The sequence below is a fragment of the Chryseobacterium salipaludis genome (assembly GCF_022968825.1).
Lineage (GTDB): Bacteria > Bacteroidota > Bacteroidia > Flavobacteriales > Weeksellaceae > Kaistella > Kaistella salipaludis.
Genome location: NZ_JALHKS010000001.1, coordinates 355,504 through 373,608 on the forward strand (window position 1 = coordinate 355,504; position 18,105 = coordinate 373,608).

An 18,105-nucleotide genomic window follows, 5' to 3' on the forward strand; every position below is an offset into this window, starting at 1 on the left:
AAGCTAATTTATATAGGCTCAAAGGTCATTTTCAGGATTTTGTTTTTGCCGGCGAGCACAGCTGTGTTCCGGTCCACCCAGGCGCAGACATATAATCCTTTCTCATCAGAAATAATGTTCCAGGATTTTCCGCCATCTGCAGAATATTCCACCATTTGGTCTCCGACTGCGAGGATATCGTTGCCATGCGATCCGGGCCGGTATTGTACACACGTTTTATAGCCACCATTCTTTCCGGAAGCACGAATCTGCCAGGTTTTACCGCCATCGCTGGTTGTGGCGATATTGTTACGATTTTCCTTCTGTTTCCTATAATCACCACCGACCGCAATCCCTTTTTTAGCGTTATAAAAATCAATAGCATAGATTCCCTGCGTAGAATTTCCCTGCACAAAAGGCGTTTCAAAGATTTGCGTCGCGCCGGTCTTTTTATGATATCGAAAAATCCGTGCAACTGCGCCTCCTGTTGCGAGCCAGACATAATCACCGGCTGAGGCAATGTTGGAATTACTGGCCGCAAAGGCTGCTTCTCCCGTTTTCATTTGTAAAACAGGTGCCAGGGGTTTTAATTCAGGAAAATCAGCATCTTTAAGACGGCTCCATTGCAAGACCAGATCTTCCGCCGGATCGCTGAAGGTATAAAAGTATCCGTCTGAATAATGCAGGGCATCATAAAAAGCAGTAGCAGCCGCATCTGTTACGCCGGACGTTACTGTCAGGTCTTTTTTAGCAATACGAAAAATGTGGGCGGGGCTTTCGATATTAATGATATAAAAAGCAGCATCATTCTGTGCCAGGGTACGAAACTGAAGATCTGTCGGCGCTACTTTGATTTGCTTGCGCTCCGCCGGATTGGCAATATCTACGTACCCAAACTTAGAAGCGGTCCCGGTGTACCAAACTTTACCGTCCCAGATTTCGAGTGCGCGAATAGAAACATCATCTTCCAGCAGTGTTTCTTTACGGACTTTTTGACCAAATGAAATTGCCAATGTGTTCACTAAACAAAGAAATATCAAAACCTTTTTCATGGTATAAACTTAAAAAAAATCCCGCTGCAGGAGCGGGAATATAAACTGTTATTTCTTTTTGTACTTAAGGAAATAATATCCGTACAATACCGTGTGCACAACTATCATTATAACCGAGAAGATAATCAGTCCGCTGTCATCGGTTTCTGCATTCTGATGGTGCAGATACGTCAGAACGGCCAGCACGATGGTGAGAATCGCTCCCGAAATAGCACTTACGGTGTAATTCTTCGGATTTTCGGTGGTGCTGTTATGCTTCCCTAAGATTGAGTTGCGAATGCCGCGGTACAGATACACATCCAGACCAATCATCATCCAGCAGACCAAGCGGATCCAGGTATCAAACGGCAGGAAGGCCATCATCCCGAAACATACCAGAATTCCCAGAACCGGAATAAGCGGTACGAGTGGCGTACGGAAAGCACGCGGCGCATCTGGCTGCGTTTTTCTGAGTACCAGAACACCGGCACAAACCAGGATGAAGGCAAACAGAGTTCCGATACTCGTCATCTCGCCGACCACACGACCCGGAATAAACGCCGCAAATAAACTCACGAAAACAAGGAAGAAAATATTGGATTTGTACGGTGTACGGAATTTCGGATGCACTTCACTAAATACTTTTGGCAACAGGCCATCTTTACTCATGGAATAAAAAACACGGCTTTGCCCCATCAGCATTACCAGAATTACCGAAGCGTATCCTAACAAAATTGCTAAAATAATAGAGGTATTCAACCACGGATAAGCAGGTACAACCGTACCGTTCACCACCTCGCCCATCGCATCAATCGCAATAGCTACCGGTGCCAGGTGATCGCCACCGCCGCCGGCCGTAAAGGTTTTGTAGTGCGTAACACCCACCATTACATAAGCGAAAATAATATAGAGTACGGTACAAATCAAAAGGGAACCCATGATCCCGATCGGCATCGACTTTTTCGGATCTTTTGTTTCCTGGGCAGCGGTAGATACGGCATCAAACCCGATGTAGGCAAAGAAGACGACCGCGGCAGCCCGTATGACGCCGGTCCAGCCGTATTCACCGAACTTGCCGGTGTTCTCCGGAATCAGCGGTGTCAGGTTTTCCGGACGCACATATTTAAAACCAACTACGATGAAGACAATAACAATGGAAACCTTCAGGATAACAATCAATGTATTCACAAACGCAGACTCGCTGGTGCCTTTGATCAGCACCAAGGACATGATGGTCACGATGAACACGGCCGGCAGGTTGATGAGCCCCATCTCGCCGGTAGAGGTTACATCAAACGGCGTTGTCATCAGCGCTTCCGGCAAGGCGACGCCAAAATTGGAGAAGAATTTTCCGAGATAGCCGGACCAACTCGAGGCTACCGTGGCAGCGCCCACCGCGTATTCCAGCACCAGGTCCCAGCCGATAATCCAGGCAATAAATTCGCCCATGGTGGCATACGAATAGGTATAGGCACTCCCGGCTACAGGAATCATCGAGGCGAATTCCGCATAACACAGACCGGCGAAAGCACAGCCGATGGCAGCGATGATAAATGAGATCATAATTCCGGGACCCGCATAATTTGCGGCGGCCATGCCGGTAATCGAAAAAAGGCCGGCTCCGATGATGGCACCGATTCCTAAGGCGACCAGCGAAGCAGAAGAGAGGGTTTTTTTCAGCCCCTTTTCCGATTCATCTGCTTCTGACAGCAACTGCGTAAGGGACTTCGTTCTCCAAAGATTTGACATTTGATTTTTTTTAAGATTTCCAAAAATATAAAATTTAATAAATATTAACGTATTTTCGGCATATTCTTTTCAGATTTAGTTTCTCCGCGCACTCTTTAGCACTGAAACACACTGCGAACGTGCAATCTATTATTTTATTCTCTTTTGTTTTATTAAAAGTGATTTCGGCAACAAACCGCACTTCCGGCAGCAAAATGTAAGATTAATTGTAGTTCGCCCACTTTCATTTTATACTATCTTTGGCTTCATGAATTTTTATGAACTCTTCCTGCAGCCGTATGAATCCTATGCCGGGTATCAGATTGCGCTGGAGGCCATTGCTACTATTTTTGGTTTACTGAGTGTTTTCTTTTCGATCAGAAAAAACATCTGGGTGTATCCCACCGGCATTATCTCCACCGCGATTTATGTTTATATTTTGTTTGTGTTTGGGCTGCTGGGCGATATGATGATTAACGTGTATTACACAGCAATGAGTATTTACGGCTGGATACTCTGGTCTAAAAGTTCGGACGATCACGTTCATGTTTTTGTATCCAAAACCACACGCCGGGAGTGGATATATTCCTCACTTTTGTTCGTACTCAGCCTGGCACTGGTTACTTTGGTCTATTATTATAAACCGATTTTGGATGACGGTTATGCCTCGGCGCAACTGGGTCTGTATCACCTGGATTGGGCGAATTGGCTGGATGTCTTCACGACGGCAATCTTCCTGGTTGGAATGTTTTTAATGGCACGACGCCGGATCGAAAACTGGATTTTCTGGATTGTGGGCGACCTGATCAGTGTTCCGATGATGATTTACAAGGGTCTGGGAATAACTTCCGTGCAATACTTTATTTTCACCATCATGGCAGTGATCGGTTACCGCGAATGGCTCCGGAGCGCCCGATCCAAAGCCTGATTTTGGGAAGTATTTAACACCTTGGCTTTTCCGCTGCTTTACCGCATTAATTATCTTTGCGTCCGTTCGCAATGCCTCTCCGGCATGTGAGCTTAAAAAAATATAATGTATGGTACAGTTTCATAAATACCAGGGCACCGGTAATGACTTCATTATGGTGGACAACCGCAGCCTGGAATTCTACAAAGAGAAAGCGTATATCAGAAAATTATGCGACCGCCGTTTCGGGATTGGTGCTGATGGCCTGATCCTGCTCGAAAATACGCCGGAAGCTGATTTTAAAATGGTATATTATAATGCCGATGGCGGCGAAAGTTCCATGTGTGGTAACGGCGGACGTTGTATTGTTGCCTTCGCGGCTTATTTGGAAATCATTACCTACGCTACCCGCTTTATTGCTGCAGATGGTTTGCACGAGGCTACATTAAAAAACGGAAAGGTAAAACTTAAAATGTCTGATGTAGCTGAGTGGCATACGGACGGTGATGATTTTGTCCTGAATACCGGCTCACCGCATTATGTGCGCTTTGTGGAGGACGCAAAAAACACAGATGTGCCGGTACTTGGTAACAAAATCAGGAATTCTGCGACATACTGTGCTGAAGGTATTAATGTGAACTTTGCCGAAAAGCGCGGAAACAATGAATTGTTCGTAAGAACGTACGAGCGCGGTGTGGAAGATGAAACTTACAGCTGCGGAACCGGTGCCACTGCCGCCGCACTGATGTTTCTGAAAGACCATGACACAGACCATGTGACTGTGGAAGTCCCCGGCGGGCGTTTGTTCGTCTATGCAAAGCAAAACGGCGCAGGATTTTCCGACATCTGGCTGGAAGGGCCGGCCGCTCATGTTTTTACCGGATTTATTAACTGATTTTGAGATTGTATGAAATACAGTAAAGTGCTGCTTGCCGTGATAGCGGTTGTTTTCGCGGTTGCTGCTTTCTTCGGATATCGTTATTACCAGCTTTATTTTGCTAATAACGTCGCGAAAGAAGGATACGTGCTGATTCCGCATACGGCTACTTTTGCCTCCATCCTGGACAGCATTACTCCCTACGTGGAAGACCGCGAAGCATTTAAAAAAGTGGCAAAAGATAAAAATATGGACCGGGTATTTAAGGCGGGGCGCTATAAAATAAATGCCGGCACCGGAAATACCGATCTCGTCAATATGATCAAAGCCGGAAACCAGACAGAAGATAAATTCCGGATTGGTGATTTTTACAGCGTGTACCAGATGGTAGGACGCGTAGCCAAGAAAACGGAAGCGGATTCTGCCACCTTCGCAAAAGAACTGAACCAAATCGCCGTGGAGAAAGGTTTCAGCGATGCAGAAGATTTGAAGAGATATTTCTTTATCGATACCTATCATTTTTTCTGGACCGTATCGCCCGCGGAATTCTTCAAAACTTTCGAAAAACAATATGAAGATTTCTGGACACCGGAAAGACTTCAGAAAGAAAAAGAACTTGGTTTATCCAGAGCGCAGGTGTATGCACTTGCCTCTTTAGTTTATAAAGAAACCGGCGGCAAGCCCGATGAGATGAAAACTGTGGCCGGCCTGTACCTGAACCGCCACCGCAAAGGGATGAAACTGCAAAGTGACCCAACGGTTATTTACGCTGTCAGCAAGGCAGAAAACTTTAAAAACCCGCCTTTGAAAAGAGTTTTTTATAAACACCTGCGAGAACCATCACCTTATAACACCTACTATTCTGCCGGAATTCCGCCGGGGCCGATTTGCGTGGTTGACCAGTCTTCGGTAGAAGCTGTGCTGAATGCGGAAAATAACAATCACATTTATATGTGCGCTGATCCCGCGCGGCCGGGTTATCACAAATTTACGGCGAGTGCAGAAGAGCATGCCATCAATGCCAAAGAATACCAGGACTGGCTGAATGCCAGAAACATCCGGTGAGGCGCTGTTTGATATTATGTTAAAAACCCTTTATTCATCGCTGTTTGCGTGAAAACTGGATTTAACTTTTTAAGGAAAAGACAATCTGTATACTTTAAACTATCTATATGAGGAACAAAACTGAGATTTCAACCGTCGTGAGAAAGCGGGCCCTGGGTCTTACTTTTGTGCTGAGCGCCGCGAGTCTGGCCTTCGCACAGGAAAAATTAAACATCAATGGGAAAATTGTGGACAAGCAGAACCAGCCGGTTCCCTACGCTTCAGTTACTTTCAGTAACAAGGCCAATAAAATGTTCAGCGATGCTGCTTTGACCGATGAGAAAGGAAACTATCAGCTTAATCTGGTCCCGGGCAATTATGATGTAATCATTGAAGCTATTGATTATAAAAAGAGTACCGTAGCACGGGATATCAGAACAGGCGGCAGCCTGGGTTCCTTTACCATTGAAAGCGAAAGTTCCGCAACATTAACGAAAACGCAGGATATCCAGGGTGTCACCATTACCGCAGCCAGCTCCAAGCCGTACCGCGTGGAACTGGACAAAAAAGTATATGACCCGTCAACCGATGTGATCAGCAAGGGCGGAAACCTGCAGGATGTTTTGAATAATGTTCCTTCTGTTTCAGTAGATGCAGATGGAACGGTAAATATGCGCGGAAGCTCGAATGTGAAATTCCTGATCAACGGAAAACCTTCTTCTTTACTGGGTATTGATGATGGCGCGAACGCCCTGCAATCTATCCCGGCGGAGCAAATTGAGCGGATTGAAGTGATTACCAATCCATCTTCGAAGTTTGAAGCCAGCGGAACGGCAGGGATCTTAAATATTATTTTAAAGAAAACAGCCCGCGTTGGGTTTAACGGAAGTGTAACAGGCGCCCTGGGGTATTTACCACAAACCAGCCTGAACACCAACTTAAGCTGGAGACGCGGCGACTGGATCTGGTTTGTGAACGGCGGCGGCGGTTACCGCGAGCGTGAAGGTAAAAATGACACCTTTACGACCAATTTATTGAATGGACAGGCTACTGATTTTGAAGCCTCTAACAGTACTAGCAACAGTAAGAGCGAATTCTATAATATTAATACCGGATTCAGCCGCGATCTTTCGGAAAAAACATCTGTAAACCTGTCCGTGCTGGCCAGAACTTTTAATAACAACAATGAGAACACGGTGGAGAATATTGCCTATGACGGTAATATGAATCTTCTTCGTGCTGAAAATACCTTAAGCAAAGGAAATTCTGAATCCACTGCGCTGCAGGGAGATGTGGGTCTGGACCATAAATTCAATGAGCAGGGCCACCAGATTTCTGTTTCGTTCAGTGCCCAGTCCAACAAGTCGAACGGAGATGAGAATGTGGATAATTCCGTTCTCTTCGACCTTCCGTACAACAGCACTTCCTTTAACAATAACCGCAGTACTACCTATATTGGCAAGATAGATTATGAGCTTCCGATTGGGGAAGCCTCGAAAATTGAAGCAGGTTACCGCCTGGATGCGAATGACAACAAATACAGCTTTACGAATGCGGACGATTTCAACAGTGCCGGCGTAGTTGCAGTACTGCCTGATTTCAGCGGTGATTCCCGCTACGATGAAAAGATAAATGCACTCTACGGACAGTTTAAGAGCAAAACCGGAAAGCTCGGTTATCAGCTTGGTTTGCGTGCGGAGTTTACTAATCTGGATATTGACTTCAGCAATCAGGCAGGCAAAAGTTTCGATAAAAACAAAAACTATGTTGATTTCTTCCCAAGCGTTTTCCTGAGTTATGACCTGGGCGAAAAAAACAATCAACTATTGGTGAACTACAGCCGCCGGATCAACCGTCCGCGTTCCTGGTTCCTGACGCCTTTCCCAAACAGCATTTCGAACAGAAGAAACATCTTCCAGGGAAATCCGGATCTGGATCCGCAATACACTGACTCTTTCGAAGTGGGTTACGCTTTCCAAAAGAAGAGCATCACTATTAACCCAACTGTATATTACCGCCACACCAGTGGAGAAACGCAAATCGTTGTGAAAAGAGATGCAGATGACCCTCGTTTTTTCATGAGTATGCCGTTTAATGTGGGCCAGGCGCAGCGTTATGGTTTGGATATCAACGGAACCGCAGACCTCTTCAAATGGTGGAAAATTATGGGGAGTGTGGATCTGTACGGATATAAAGTAGAAGGTGTTTTCGATGACTTAACCTATGTTGATGAGCCGATAGATTATGCCGGAACAGGTTTTTCCACGCGTGCCAGATTGAGCAACACGTTCAGAATTGACAAAACATTCAGCGTACAGCTACAAGGCTTTTACCGCGGTGGCGAAAAAACGGCAGCCAGTGAGCGCGAACCAATGTATATGGCCAGTTTGGGACTATCCAAAACCGTGTGGAACGGCAACGGAACATTTACCTTTAATGTTCAGGACTTGTTCAACACCGGAGGTTTCAACCGTACGCAGATCAACCCGACCTTTATCCGCGAAACTACAATGAAGTGGAATCCGCGACAGGTGAATCTGTCCTTTACCTACCGTTTTAAACAGGGTGATAAAGTGGAACAGAAACGCAAGCCGCGTAATGACCGTGCTGAAATGGGCGACGACGAGATGCCGCCAATGTGATAAATAGCAAGCCCCGAAATATTTCGGGGCTTGCTTTATTTTGAATTAAAACCTTTTAATTTCTGGACTCCAGATATTTTTGCCATTGCCAGGTCGTGCGCAAAGCTTCTTCCAGCGGCGTATCGGCCGTCCAGCCGAGCTCTGCGGCAGCTTTATCTGCATTCGCGTAAGCTATCGTAATATCGCCGGCGCGGCGGTCACAGATTTTGTACGTAACTTCTACGTCATTTGCAGCTTCGAAGGCATGAACTACTTCCAGTACGGATGAACCTTTTCCGGTTCCCAGATTATAGATATCAATCACGGTTCCTTCGGCCTCATTCAGGAGTTTCTGCAAAGCTTTCACGTGTGCTTTGGCCAGATCTACCACATAGATATAATCACGGATGGCAGTGCCGTCTGGCGTCGGATAATCATCTCCGAATACGGAGAGGTTTTCGCGGATTCCGGCAGCCGTCTGGGTAACAAAAGGCACGAGGTTATTTGGTACACCAATCGGAAGCTCACCCAGCAAAGCTGAAGGATGGGCGCCAATCGGATTAAAGTACCGCAACAAAGAAATTTTGCGGCCGTAGCCAATTGCAAAGTCTTTCAGGATTTCCTCGCCCATTTGCTTGGTCTTGCCATACACCGATTCGGGCATCTTCAGCGGCGTTTCTTCGTGAATCGGCATTTCGTCTGCCTGGCCGTACACGGTACAGGAGGAACTGAAAATGAAATTGGATATATTTCTGTTTTTAAATTCCTGTAATATATTAATTAAGGAAAACAAATTATTCTCATAATAATCCAGCGGTTTCTCCTGGCTCTCTCCTACTGCCTTGAACGCCGCGAAATTGATACAGCCGTCTATCTGATGAGCTTCAAACAGCTGCGCCAGCAGCTCTTTTCGCTTTAAATCAAAAGGATAAAAAATAGGTTTATTCCCGGCTACCTTTTCAATATTATCAAGAATAAACTTTTCAGAATTAGACAAATCGTCTACGATGATCACCTCAAATCCACTCGCCAGCAGTTCCACCACGGTATGCGAGCCGATATAACCCAATCCGCCGGTAACTAAAATCGTTTTGCTCATGCGTCCGTGTTCTGTTTTTCCATAAACTCCAGCACAGCATCGGTAATGTATTTCAGCTGTTCTTCGTCCAGTTCGGTATGCATCGGTAAAGAAATCACTTCATCCAGTAAACGGTCCGTATTGCGGAACTCAGCATCATCACTTTCCTGGAAATACGCTTTCTGTTTGCGAAGCGCCACCGGATAATAAATCATCGCCGGAATTTCCTTTTCGGTCAGGAATTGCTGCAGCTCATTTCTTTTTCCGTTTAGGATGCGCAGCGTGTATTGGTGGAAAACATGGGAAGAATAAGAAGCGCGGGCCGGCGTGAGAATCTGATCGTGTCCGGCAAAGGCTTCATCATAAAAATCTGCTGCTTTGCGGCGTGCCTCGTTGTAGGAATCCAGCAGTGGCAGCTTTTTTCTCAGCACCGCAGCCTGCAGGCTGTCCAGTCGGGAGTTTACTCCCACTTCGTCATGGTAATATCTTTCGTACATCCCGTGGTTCACAATGCCTCGGATTTTGTGCGCGAGTTCATCATCACTGGTGAAAATCGCACCACCGTCTCCATAGCAACCCAGGTTTTTGGACGGAAAGAAAGAAGTGGTACCGATGATTCCCATGGTCCCGGATTTTTTAACCGTACCATCGCTGAAGGTATAATCAGCACCAATGGCCTGTGCATTATCCTCAATCACGTACAGCTTATGCTCTTTGGCAATTTTCAGGATGGCTTCCATATTGGCGCACTGTCCGAAAAGGTGCACCGGAATAATCGCTTTTGTCTTATTAGTAATAGCCGCTTTCAGCTTTTCGGTATCCATGGTGAAAGTATCATAATCCACATCCACCAGCACAGCTTTCAGTTTCAGCAGATGGATTACCTCCACTGTTGCAGCAAAGGTGAAATCAGCCGTAATTACTTGATCGCCTTCTTTCAGATCCAGCGCCATCAGTGCAATCTGCAGCGCATCAGTACCATTGGCACACGGAATTACGTGCGGAATATCGAGATAGCTTTCGAGTTCGGACTGAAAGAATTTTACTTCAGGACCATTAATAAAAGATGCCGAATCCAGCACATTCAGCATTGCGTTATCCACTTCAGGTTTTATCTTGTAATACTGACTCACCAGGTCAACCATCTGAATCTTTTTCATAAATAATATTTGCTCAAATTTAGCAAATTTAAATTTTGGATAAAATTTTTATTCACAGCGGTTTCAATTAACAGGTAAAACGAGCGACTGTATTTTTGATTTTAATCTGAATAAATTACAAATGCTCACAAATAATCCGCAAGGGAGGGGGCTATTCAAAAATAAATTATAGTAAAATCAGGCTACATCAATACAAATTCGAAAATATCTCTTTAATTTTATTGAGAGATTATTTACATTTGTTATTAAACCCAATCAATTCCTCATGAAAAGACTGATCCTTTTCTTTCTTATCGCAGCTTCCCTGAACAGTTTTGGACAAACAGAACTGGTATTTGTTTATTTTAAGGACAAACCGAACAAAGCCAGCTTTTATCAGCAGCCATTAACGGAGCTCAGCCAGAAATCGCTGGATCGCCGTTCGCGGTTGGGAATTTCGCTGAATGATCAGGATGTGCCCATAGAGCCTTCTTACATCGCTGCCGTTCGCGATCTCGGCTTTACGGTAAAAGACCAGTCAAAATGGATGAACGGTGTCGCAGTGCAGGCCACTGCTTCCCAGATTTCGCAGCTGGCCGCGCTGTCATTTGTGCGGGCAGTCGAAAGTTTTATTAAACATCCCGGCGCCGTTCCGGTCTGGAAAAAAACAAATAAGTTCGACGAATTCAACCGTACCGTCAGTAAAACGGAATTTAATTACGGACAAGGCCTGGAGCAAATCACTCAGGTCAACCTGCGTCCGCTGCATGTGGCAGGTTTCACTGGCGCGGGAATGACCATCGCCGTGCTGGATACCGGTTTTCCCTATGTTAATACCGGCTCCGCCTACGAGCGTTTGCGCAGCCGCGGGCAGATAAAAGGCGGCTATAATTTTATTAATAAATCGACGAATATCTACAGTACTTCGCTCAACAATCACGGCAGCTACTGTCTTGGTGTCATCGGCGGATACATTCAAAATGGCTTTGCCGGTTCGGCACCCGACGCTGATTTTTATCTGTATGCCACCGAAGATGCTGCAAACGAAATCCCGGAAGAGCAGTTGTACTGGGCGCAGGCCGCCGAAGAAGCCGACCGGGTGGGCGCTGATGTCATTACAAGCTCTCTGGGGTATTATGATTTTGATGACCCGCGCTACAACCTTGTATTTGCGGACATGAACGGAACTACGTCTTTCATTGCGCGCTCAGCCCAGATTGCAGTGGAAAAAGGAATATTTGTGGTGACCGCTGCCGGCAACGAAGGAACCAACGCCTGGAAACGAATTGTGACACCGGGTGACAATGAGAAGGTCTTCACCATAGGCTCGGTAACCTCCACAGGCAGCAGCTCCTCATTTTCCTCTTACGGGCCAAATGCCAACGGCCGCATTAAACCGGATGCCAGCGCCCGGGGCTCCAATACAGCAATTGCCTATAATAACTCTGTGACGTACGGCAGCGGAACTTCTTTTGCGACACCGCTCGCCGCCGGCGGAATTGCCTGCCTGATCCAGGCGTTTCCCGACAAGCCGCTGCAGGATTTGCAAAATACGCTGCGGCAGACTGCCTCTCTTTACCCAAATACGAATGCACAACAGGGATACGGAATTTTAAATTTTGAAAAAGCGCGGCAACAAAGTCAACTGAATGTTTCTGAATTGCAAACAGCCAAAATACAACTGTATCCGAATCCGGTGGACCACACTTTCGGTGTGAAGACGGCAGAAAAAGTAAAAGGTATCGAACTGTATAATACACTGGGGCAGCGCATCAAAACATTTGAACCTGCCGATGAATATAAAGTAAATGATCTGCCAGCCGGAATTTATTTTCTAAAGATTTCAACAGCGTCGCAAACGGTCATTGAAAAGATGGTTAAAAAATAAAAAAACAGACCCACTCACGATATGAAACTGCTCTTGTTGCTTTCACTGATTTGCTTTACCCGCGGCTTTGCACAGCCGGGCTTTTCGGTGCTGAGCGACAGGAAAACAACCATTAAGTTTCAGTTTATCAATAACCTGATTTTGATTCCGGTCTCGGTCAACGGAACGCAGCTCACTTTTTTGCTGGACTCGGGTGTCAGCGAAACAATCTTATTTAGTCTCGGTGACGAGACACTCGATCTAAAAGAAGTAGAGAAAATTAAATTTTCCGGTCTCGGCGAGAGCCGCCAACTGGAGGGTTTGCGCGCTGTGCACAACACGCTAATGATTGGTAAATCACTGCAGGATCCTGATCATACCATTTATGTGATTCCGGATGAAAGCATCAATTTTTCCTCACATATCGGGATTCCGGTACACGGCATTATCGGCTATCATTTCTTTAAAAACCATCCGGTGCAAATAGATTACGGCCGACGGAAAATTACGGTATATAAAGAACCGCAACACCTCCCCAGGAATCTGGCTCGCTTTAAAAGATTCGACCTCAGCATTGAAGGAAATAAACCTTACCTGCAAACACAATCCGCTGTCCGCGACGATTTTTATGATACTAAAATGCTGCTGGACCTCGGTAACAGTGACGGGGTTTGGCTTTTCCCAAAATACCGCGCGCTTCTTCCTTCCGCGGCCGTCATTTTTACCGACTATCTGGGCCGCGGGTTTAACGGAGATATTTACGGGCAGCGAAGCCGGATTAAAAATGTGCAAATCGGTGATTTTCATTTCAATAAACCACTGGCTGCTTTCCCGGACAGTACTTCCTTGGAACATCTGAAAATGGCTGCCGGCCGCTCCGGTTCCATCGGCAATGAAATTTTGCGCCGTTTCACCATCGTTTTTGATTATCCTGATCAGCACTTGTATTTAAAAAAGAACAGCCATTACCGTGATCCGTTCCGGTTCAACAGCAGCGGTCTGGAAGTACAGCATAGCGGCATGGAGTGGCAGCAGGATGTGGTTCGCATTCAGGTGAAACCCGCCGGTGAGCAAAATCCTGTTTATGAAAGTCAGGATGTATTTCGTTATAATTTTGTTTTAAAGCCTGTTTATTCCATCGCCGGCTGCCGGAAAGATTCGCCCTGCGATACCGCCGGCCTTCGGAAAAATGATCAGATAGAAACCATCAACCGGCAAAAAACCGCCAACATGACCCTGCAAAAAATCAATGATTTACTGAAGGGCGAAGACGGCACGCAGCTCCGGTTTGAAGTAAGACGTGCCGGCGAACTCCTGAAATCCACCGTTACACTGAAAGACCCATTACCCTATGAAGATTGAACAAAGCATTCTGGACAGCATCCGTTCGCGACCCCGCTTTAAAATACACACCGACATCAGTAAAGAAAATTACGCGCAGTATCTTAAATCCTATATTCAGGAAAACGAGCGAGCCTATACCGGTAATATCAATACCGAAATATCCATCATTTGTGCAAAAACTGATAAAGATGCGTACTGGAAACCCTGCCTGACCCTGCGGGCGGAACAGGATGAGGATGAACGAAAAACAGTAATCACGGGAATATTCGGACCTACCTCCGCGGTCTGGACTTTTTTCATGTTCTTATATTTCATCCTGGCGATTTTGTGGATGGTGTTCTTCACGCTGTGGTTTGTGGAAAGACAAATTAAAAGCGACGATTTCCCCTGGGCGCTTCCGGTGTCTTTCGTCATGCTCGGGTTACTGGCGGCCACTTATATCGCCTCCAGGATCGGAAAACTAAGTGCAAAGAAAGAAATGCAGCATTTGAGGAAATTTGCAGAGGAAAGCATCATCCGTTTTGAGCGGGATCATGCTGCTGATCAGGCGGACTGAGTGCTTTTCACAGCGTGGCGTTTTTCCTGTTCAGCAAGGATTTTGTCTAAATGTTCGTCGACGAGACTGTTCAGTTCATCGGCAGAAACGATATTGCTTTCCGGCTCATTTTCCAGGTGCTTCCAAGGCTTTTTCTGTCCCCAGCCATAATCACCAAAGACTATGACCGGCGTCCCGTTTGCCTTGACAGTGGCACCGCCTTTATTAAGTACCCAGGTGTCTGCCCAATTGTATAAATATTTTGCATCATCATGCAGCAAACGCAGGCAGGAATGCGAAGCCGGATAGCCGGGCAGGTCATACTCATGCCAGCCGATGCCCAGCGTATTATGGATATTAAAGTTATAGGGCAATTTCCAGTCGCTTTCCACAGTTGAGATAGCGAGTTCTTTCTTCCAGTTGGCAAACATGAGTCCGCGCTTGGTCTGAGCGTTTTTTTTGCCCATGCTGGTAGGCCCCCATTTCACTAATTTACCGTGCTCATACAACGCATACGCCTGAATAGGATAAGAGAAAAATGCAATCTTGTCCACCTTATCCAACTTTGCAATGTGGGCCGGAAACGGAGAATAGCGCATCAGCGTTTCGTCAAATTTATCGGGAACAGAAAGCGTATCTGCACGCCATTTATTGTCCATGTCCAGCCGGTTCAGAGCAAGTATAATGCGTTGCTGGTCTTTATCAAACTCTTCATTAAACGCTTTCATTACCGAATCCTTTTTCTTTTTTGGGAAAATAATGGTTCGGTAGGTGATCCGGTTCTTTTCAATGGAATCCTGAATCAGGGATTCTTTTTTGGCTTTTGCGATGGAATCCTGCCGTGCAGTTTCTGCCGGATTCGGGCCACCGGGCGTTGTTTCTTTATTACATTGCATCATCAACATTGAAAACAACGAAAGACAGATGACACTTTTAAAAACTTTGACAAGATCCTTCTTCATAATTTTATTTTCACAAGGCTTTACAATTTTAAGACCAGAACGGAAAAAACAATCCGGTGACAGCCACAGGATTTCAGGTATGGTACAATAAAAAACAGCTACTTATTTTCTTTTTCTTTAATAACTTCCTTGAGCTCAGTATCTTTCAGTTTCGCTTCTATTTTTTCAGCTTTCAGGTTTTGACGCAGGAATCCGAACAGGCTCATGTACAGGTTGGCGATGTACACCACAGTGAAAAAGGACAGCAGATAGCCGCGCCAGTCTTCGAAATACAATTTAAATCCTGTTACAATTAAAAAGAATGCCGTGACGTAATGACTAAAACAGTACTCGCAGGTAAAGAGGTAGAAAAACTTGCGTTTCAGGAGCGTTGCTGAGTTTTGGGACCGTTTTACACAATATTCACGAGGCTCACGGAAAATCTCTTCGTGCGTGACCGTCCATGCAACACAGGCCACGGGAATGGCCAAAGCAAAAGCGGCAAAAAGCTGGGTATAAATACTTTCCATCAGTGTATTTTTTAATTCCACATGAAAGGCAAATTGTATGCAACTGTAGGAAGTTTCATAAAAGATTTATGAAATTATATAAAGATGACACTTCCAGACAGAATGTTCAAGCAACTTTCAATGAACATATAGCTTGAACTTAGAATCATCAGTGATTTTATACTTTAGCTTAAGAGTATCCAGCTCAAACGAACAACCGTATTAACTCGGTAAATTTTCTTATTTTTAGGCAAATTTTTGAACAATGAATAAAAGGAATATTTTGCTTTCGGCGCTGTTGTTTCCGGCTGTCATGGCTTTTGCACAGCAATACGGCGGCATGTGGATTCCCACGGAGCTGAATGAAAAAGAAATGAAGGAACTGGGAATGAAAATTTCTGCCAAAGATATTTTCGACCCGTCCAAACCAAGTATAAAAGATGCGGTTGTGCAGTTCAACGGAGGCTGTACTGCTGAAATGATCTCGCCTCAGGGACTTTTGCTGACAAACCACCACTGCGGCTACGGCCAGATTCAGAAGCACTCCTCTGTGGAAAATGACTATCTGAGCAATGGTTTTTGGGCCAGCAATATGACAGCTGAACTTCCGAACCCGGGTGTTACGGTAGACTTTATTGCAGATATTCACGAGGTAACTGCTGAAGTGCTCAAGGGTACACAAAAACTGCAGGGAAAAGCGGCAGATGATAAAATCAATGCCAACATTGAAAAAGTTAAGGCCGGTTTTAAATTAAAAGCCTGGCAGAAAGCCGTAGTGAAACCAGTGTACTACGGCAATAAATACTACGCGTATATTATTGAAACCTTTAAGGATGTGCGTCTGGTAGGAGCCCCGCCGAGCTCCATCGGGAAATTTGGTTCGGATACGGATAACTGGACATGGCCAAGACATACGGGCGACTTTGCTATGTTCCGCGTATACGCCGATAAAAACAATATGCCGGCGGAATATTCCAAAGACAATGTTCCCTACAAACCAAAACACTTCCTGCCGATTTCCATTAAGGACAAAAAGGAAAACGATTTCACTTTTGTATTTGGGTTCCCGGGACGAACTACCGAATATCTTCCGGCCATCGCAGTAGAAAAAATCATGAATGAAACCGATCCGGCCATGATTTCTGTGCGTGAAGTAGCGTTGAAGATTCTGAACGAAAAGATGCGCGCCGATGATGAAACGCGTATTAAGTACGCCTCCAAATATGCTTCGGTTGCCAACTACTGGAAAAAGTGGATCGGCGAAGTGGAAGGCCTGAAAAAATCTGATGCGGTCGGGAAGAAAAAGCAATATGAACAAATGCTGGCCGGCAAAAACCCGGCGATCAGCAAGACGATTGACCAGCTGAATGCCTTGTACACCGAGCAAGGTCCGTATGCCCTGAACCGTGCTTACTTCGGTGAACTAATGCGCAACGCGGAGACGCTTTCGCTGGCGAGCCAGTTCATTAATTATATTCAGAGTTACGAGGAAGGCAAAGTGAATGAGCAGTCACTCAACAACTTTAAAAAACGCCTGACGAACATCTACCGCGACTACAGCGGCGAACTGGACGCAAAAGTAACCGCAGAGCTTTTGGCTTTATATAATGCCAAAACACCCAAGCAGTTCCTGCCGGCAGGATTTGATCAGTTCAGCGACGGGAAGAAAAACCTGGAAACCGTGGAAAACTGGTCCCGCAATTCTATCGTGAGCGGACGCGGCAGCCTGAATGGCGCTACTACGATTTCTGATATTGATAAGGTATTTGCAAACCAGGCGGAACTCATTAAAACACTGAAAAACGATCCGCTGATCCAGTTGACTGCTGCAATCCGTAACCAGTACGCGGTAAATACAGAAGCGAAATACAATGCGCTGCAGCAGCAAATTGATGCACTGCAGAAAACATACATGGCGCAGCAAATGGAAACCGACAAAGACCGCCAGTTCTTCCCGGATGCCAACTCTACGCTGCGTGTCACCTACGGACAGGTGAAAGGCAGTAATCCGCGTGACGCTGTATATTACGGCTACCAAACGCACCTAAGCGGCGTGATGGAAAAATACGTTCCAGGCGATTACGAGTTTGATGTGCCGGCCAAGCTGGTTAACCTGTACAATACCAAAGATTATGGGATGTATAAGGATCAAACGGGTGATGTTCCGGTTAACTTTACGGCCACGAATCACACGACCGGCGGCAATTCCGGTTCTCCGGCACTGGATGCAGAGGGTAATCTGATCGGCCTGAATTTCGACCGCCAGTGGGAAGGAACGATGAGCGACATTAACTTCGATCCGCGCTTCAGCCGAAACATTATGGTGGATTCCAAATATATTCTGTTTATTGTTGATAAATACGCAGATGCCAAATGGCTGCTGAACGAGATGAAGATTGTGAAATAATCTATATTAAGTAAGTACAAAAGAAAACCTTGAAGCAAATGCTTCAAGGTTTTTATACCTGAACTCGTCAGGTTGCGACAAGACCGGAGCGTGGTCCG

14 protein-coding genes are annotated in these 18,105 nt (G+C 45.7%); 8 read left to right on the top strand and 6 right to left on the bottom strand.

Annotation, left to right across the window (positions count from 1 at the left end; all coding sequences use genetic code 11):
* Positions 1 to 8: 8 nt before the first annotated feature.
* Positions 9 to 1,031 carry a WD40/YVTN/BNR-like repeat-containing protein gene (locus MVI27_RS01625; RefSeq protein ID WP_246958942.1) on the bottom strand — a complete coding sequence of 341 codons (1,023 nt, stop codon included), beginning with the start codon at positions 1,029 to 1,031 and terminating at the stop codon, positions 9 to 11.
* Between the two features lie 48 nt (positions 1,032 to 1,079).
* Positions 1,080 to 2,759, bottom strand: coding sequence for an amino acid permease (locus tag MVI27_RS01630; protein WP_246958943.1), 1,680 nt, complete (start codon positions 2,757 to 2,759; stop codon positions 1,080 to 1,082).
* Positions 2,760 to 3,006: 247 nt separating this feature from the next.
* On the opposite strand from MVI27_RS01630, the gene pnuC reads away from it, so the two are divergent.
* The 4 genes from pnuC to MVI27_RS01650 all read left to right on the top strand — a co-directional run bounded on the left by pnuC (position 3,007) and on the right by MVI27_RS01650 (position 8,208).
* Entirely contained in the window at positions 3,007 to 3,666 is a 660-nt protein-coding gene (gene pnuC / locus MVI27_RS01635) for a nicotinamide riboside transporter PnuC (RefSeq protein WP_246958944.1), read from the top strand.
* A 109-nt stretch (positions 3,667 to 3,775) separates the two neighbouring features.
* Positions 3,776 to 4,540, top strand: a complete 765-nt coding sequence (gene dapF, locus MVI27_RS01640) for a diaminopimelate epimerase (RefSeq protein ID WP_246958945.1) — start codon at positions 3,776 to 3,778, stop codon at positions 4,538 to 4,540.
* A 12-nt stretch (positions 4,541 to 4,552) separates the two neighbouring features.
* Positions 4,553 to 5,587 carry an endolytic transglycosylase MltG gene (gene mltG / locus MVI27_RS01645; RefSeq protein WP_246958946.1) on the top strand — a complete coding sequence of 345 codons (1,035 nt, stop codon included), beginning with the start codon at positions 4,553 to 4,555 and terminating at the stop codon, positions 5,585 to 5,587.
* 107 nt (positions 5,588 to 5,694) lie between these two features.
* Positions 5,695 to 8,208, top strand: a complete 2,514-nt coding sequence (locus MVI27_RS01650; RefSeq protein ID WP_246958947.1) for a TonB-dependent receptor — start codon at positions 5,695 to 5,697, stop codon at positions 8,206 to 8,208.
* A gap of 55 nt (positions 8,209 to 8,263) precedes the next feature.
* On the opposite strand, the gene galE is transcribed toward MVI27_RS01650, so the two are convergent.
* Positions 8,264 to 9,286 carry a UDP-glucose 4-epimerase GalE gene (gene galE / locus MVI27_RS01655; RefSeq protein WP_246958948.1) on the bottom strand — a complete coding sequence of 341 codons (1,023 nt, stop codon included), beginning with the start codon at positions 9,284 to 9,286 and terminating at the stop codon, positions 8,264 to 8,266.
* On the bottom strand, positions 9,283 to 10,425 hold the full coding sequence (locus tag MVI27_RS01660) for a DegT/DnrJ/EryC1/StrS family aminotransferase (protein ID WP_246958949.1): 1,143 nt from the start codon (positions 10,423 to 10,425) through the stop codon (positions 9,283 to 9,285). Before MVI27_RS01660 ends, galE begins: the two co-directional genes overlap by 4 nt.
* Positions 10,426 to 10,690: 265 nt before the next feature.
* On the opposite strand from MVI27_RS01660, the gene MVI27_RS01665 reads away from it, so the two are divergent.
* From MVI27_RS01665 to MVI27_RS01675, 3 genes are read left to right on the top strand one after another with little or no spacing between them, the layout of a single operon-like run.
* Positions 10,691 to 12,292 carry a S8 family peptidase gene (locus tag MVI27_RS01665; RefSeq protein WP_246958950.1) on the top strand — a complete coding sequence of 534 codons (1,602 nt, stop codon included), beginning with the start codon at positions 10,691 to 10,693 and terminating at the stop codon, positions 12,290 to 12,292.
* Positions 12,293 to 12,313: 21 nt separating this feature from the next.
* Entirely contained in the window at positions 12,314 to 13,633 is a 1,320-nt protein-coding gene (locus tag MVI27_RS01670) for a retropepsin-like aspartic protease (protein ID WP_246958951.1), read from the top strand.
* The gene (locus tag MVI27_RS01675; protein ID WP_246958952.1) at positions 13,623 to 14,171 is read left to right on the top strand and encodes a hypothetical protein; all 549 of its coding nucleotides are present in this window, start codon (positions 13,623 to 13,625) and stop codon (positions 14,169 to 14,171) included. Before MVI27_RS01670 ends, MVI27_RS01675 begins: the two co-directional genes overlap by 11 nt.
* Here MVI27_RS01675 and MVI27_RS01680 read toward each other — a convergent pair.
* Together MVI27_RS01680 and MVI27_RS01685 are read right to left on the bottom strand one after the other, a co-directional pair.
* On the bottom strand, positions 14,159 to 15,112 hold the full coding sequence (locus MVI27_RS01680) for a L,D-transpeptidase (protein ID WP_246958953.1): 954 nt from the start codon (positions 15,110 to 15,112) through the stop codon (positions 14,159 to 14,161). The two genes, MVI27_RS01675 and MVI27_RS01680, sit on opposite strands and share 13 nt — an antisense overlap.
* A 98-nt stretch (positions 15,113 to 15,210) precedes the next feature.
* On the bottom strand, positions 15,211 to 15,621 hold the full coding sequence (locus MVI27_RS01685; RefSeq protein ID WP_246958954.1) for a hypothetical protein: 411 nt from the start codon (positions 15,619 to 15,621) through the stop codon (positions 15,211 to 15,213).
* A 244-nt stretch (positions 15,622 to 15,865) separates the two neighbouring features.
* On the opposite strand from MVI27_RS01685, the gene MVI27_RS01690 reads away from it, so the two are divergent.
* Positions 15,866 to 18,007, top strand: coding sequence for a S46 family peptidase (locus tag MVI27_RS01690; RefSeq protein WP_246958955.1), 2,142 nt, complete (start codon positions 15,866 to 15,868; stop codon positions 18,005 to 18,007).
* Positions 18,008 to 18,105: the final 98 nt, after the last annotated feature.

Coding starts and splice junctions, on each gene's coding strand:
- MVI27_RS01625 (WP_246958942.1), bottom strand. CDS start 1,031: ATGAAAAAGGTTTTGATATTTCTTTGTTTAGTGAACACATTGGCAATT.
- MVI27_RS01630 (WP_246958943.1), bottom strand. CDS start 2,759: ATGTCAAATCTTTGGAGAACGAAGTCCCTTACGCAGTTGCTGTCAGAA.
- pnuC (WP_246958944.1), top strand. CDS start 3,007: ATGAATTTTTATGAACTCTTCCTGCAGCCGTATGAATCCTATGCCGGG.
- dapF (WP_246958945.1), top strand. CDS start 3,776: ATGGTACAGTTTCATAAATACCAGGGCACCGGTAATGACTTCATTATG.
- mltG (WP_246958946.1), top strand. CDS start 4,553: ATGAAATACAGTAAAGTGCTGCTTGCCGTGATAGCGGTTGTTTTCGCG.
- MVI27_RS01650 (WP_246958947.1), top strand. CDS start 5,695: ATGAGGAACAAAACTGAGATTTCAACCGTCGTGAGAAAGCGGGCCCTG.
- galE (WP_246958948.1), bottom strand. CDS start 9,286: ATGAGCAAAACGATTTTAGTTACCGGCGGATTGGGTTATATCGGCTCG.
- MVI27_RS01660 (WP_246958949.1), bottom strand. CDS start 10,425: ATGAAAAAGATTCAGATGGTTGACCTGGTGAGTCAGTATTACAAGATA.
- MVI27_RS01665 (WP_246958950.1), top strand. CDS start 10,691: ATGAAAAGACTGATCCTTTTCTTTCTTATCGCAGCTTCCCTGAACAGT.
- MVI27_RS01670 (WP_246958951.1), top strand. CDS start 12,314: ATGAAACTGCTCTTGTTGCTTTCACTGATTTGCTTTACCCGCGGCTTT.
- MVI27_RS01675 (WP_246958952.1), top strand. CDS start 13,623: ATGAAGATTGAACAAAGCATTCTGGACAGCATCCGTTCGCGACCCCGC.
- MVI27_RS01680 (WP_246958953.1), bottom strand. CDS start 15,112: ATGAAGAAGGATCTTGTCAAAGTTTTTAAAAGTGTCATCTGTCTTTCG.
- MVI27_RS01685 (WP_246958954.1), bottom strand. CDS start 15,621: ATGGAAAGTATTTATACCCAGCTTTTTGCCGCTTTTGCTTTGGCCATT.
- MVI27_RS01690 (WP_246958955.1), top strand. CDS start 15,866: ATGAATAAAAGGAATATTTTGCTTTCGGCGCTGTTGTTTCCGGCTGTC.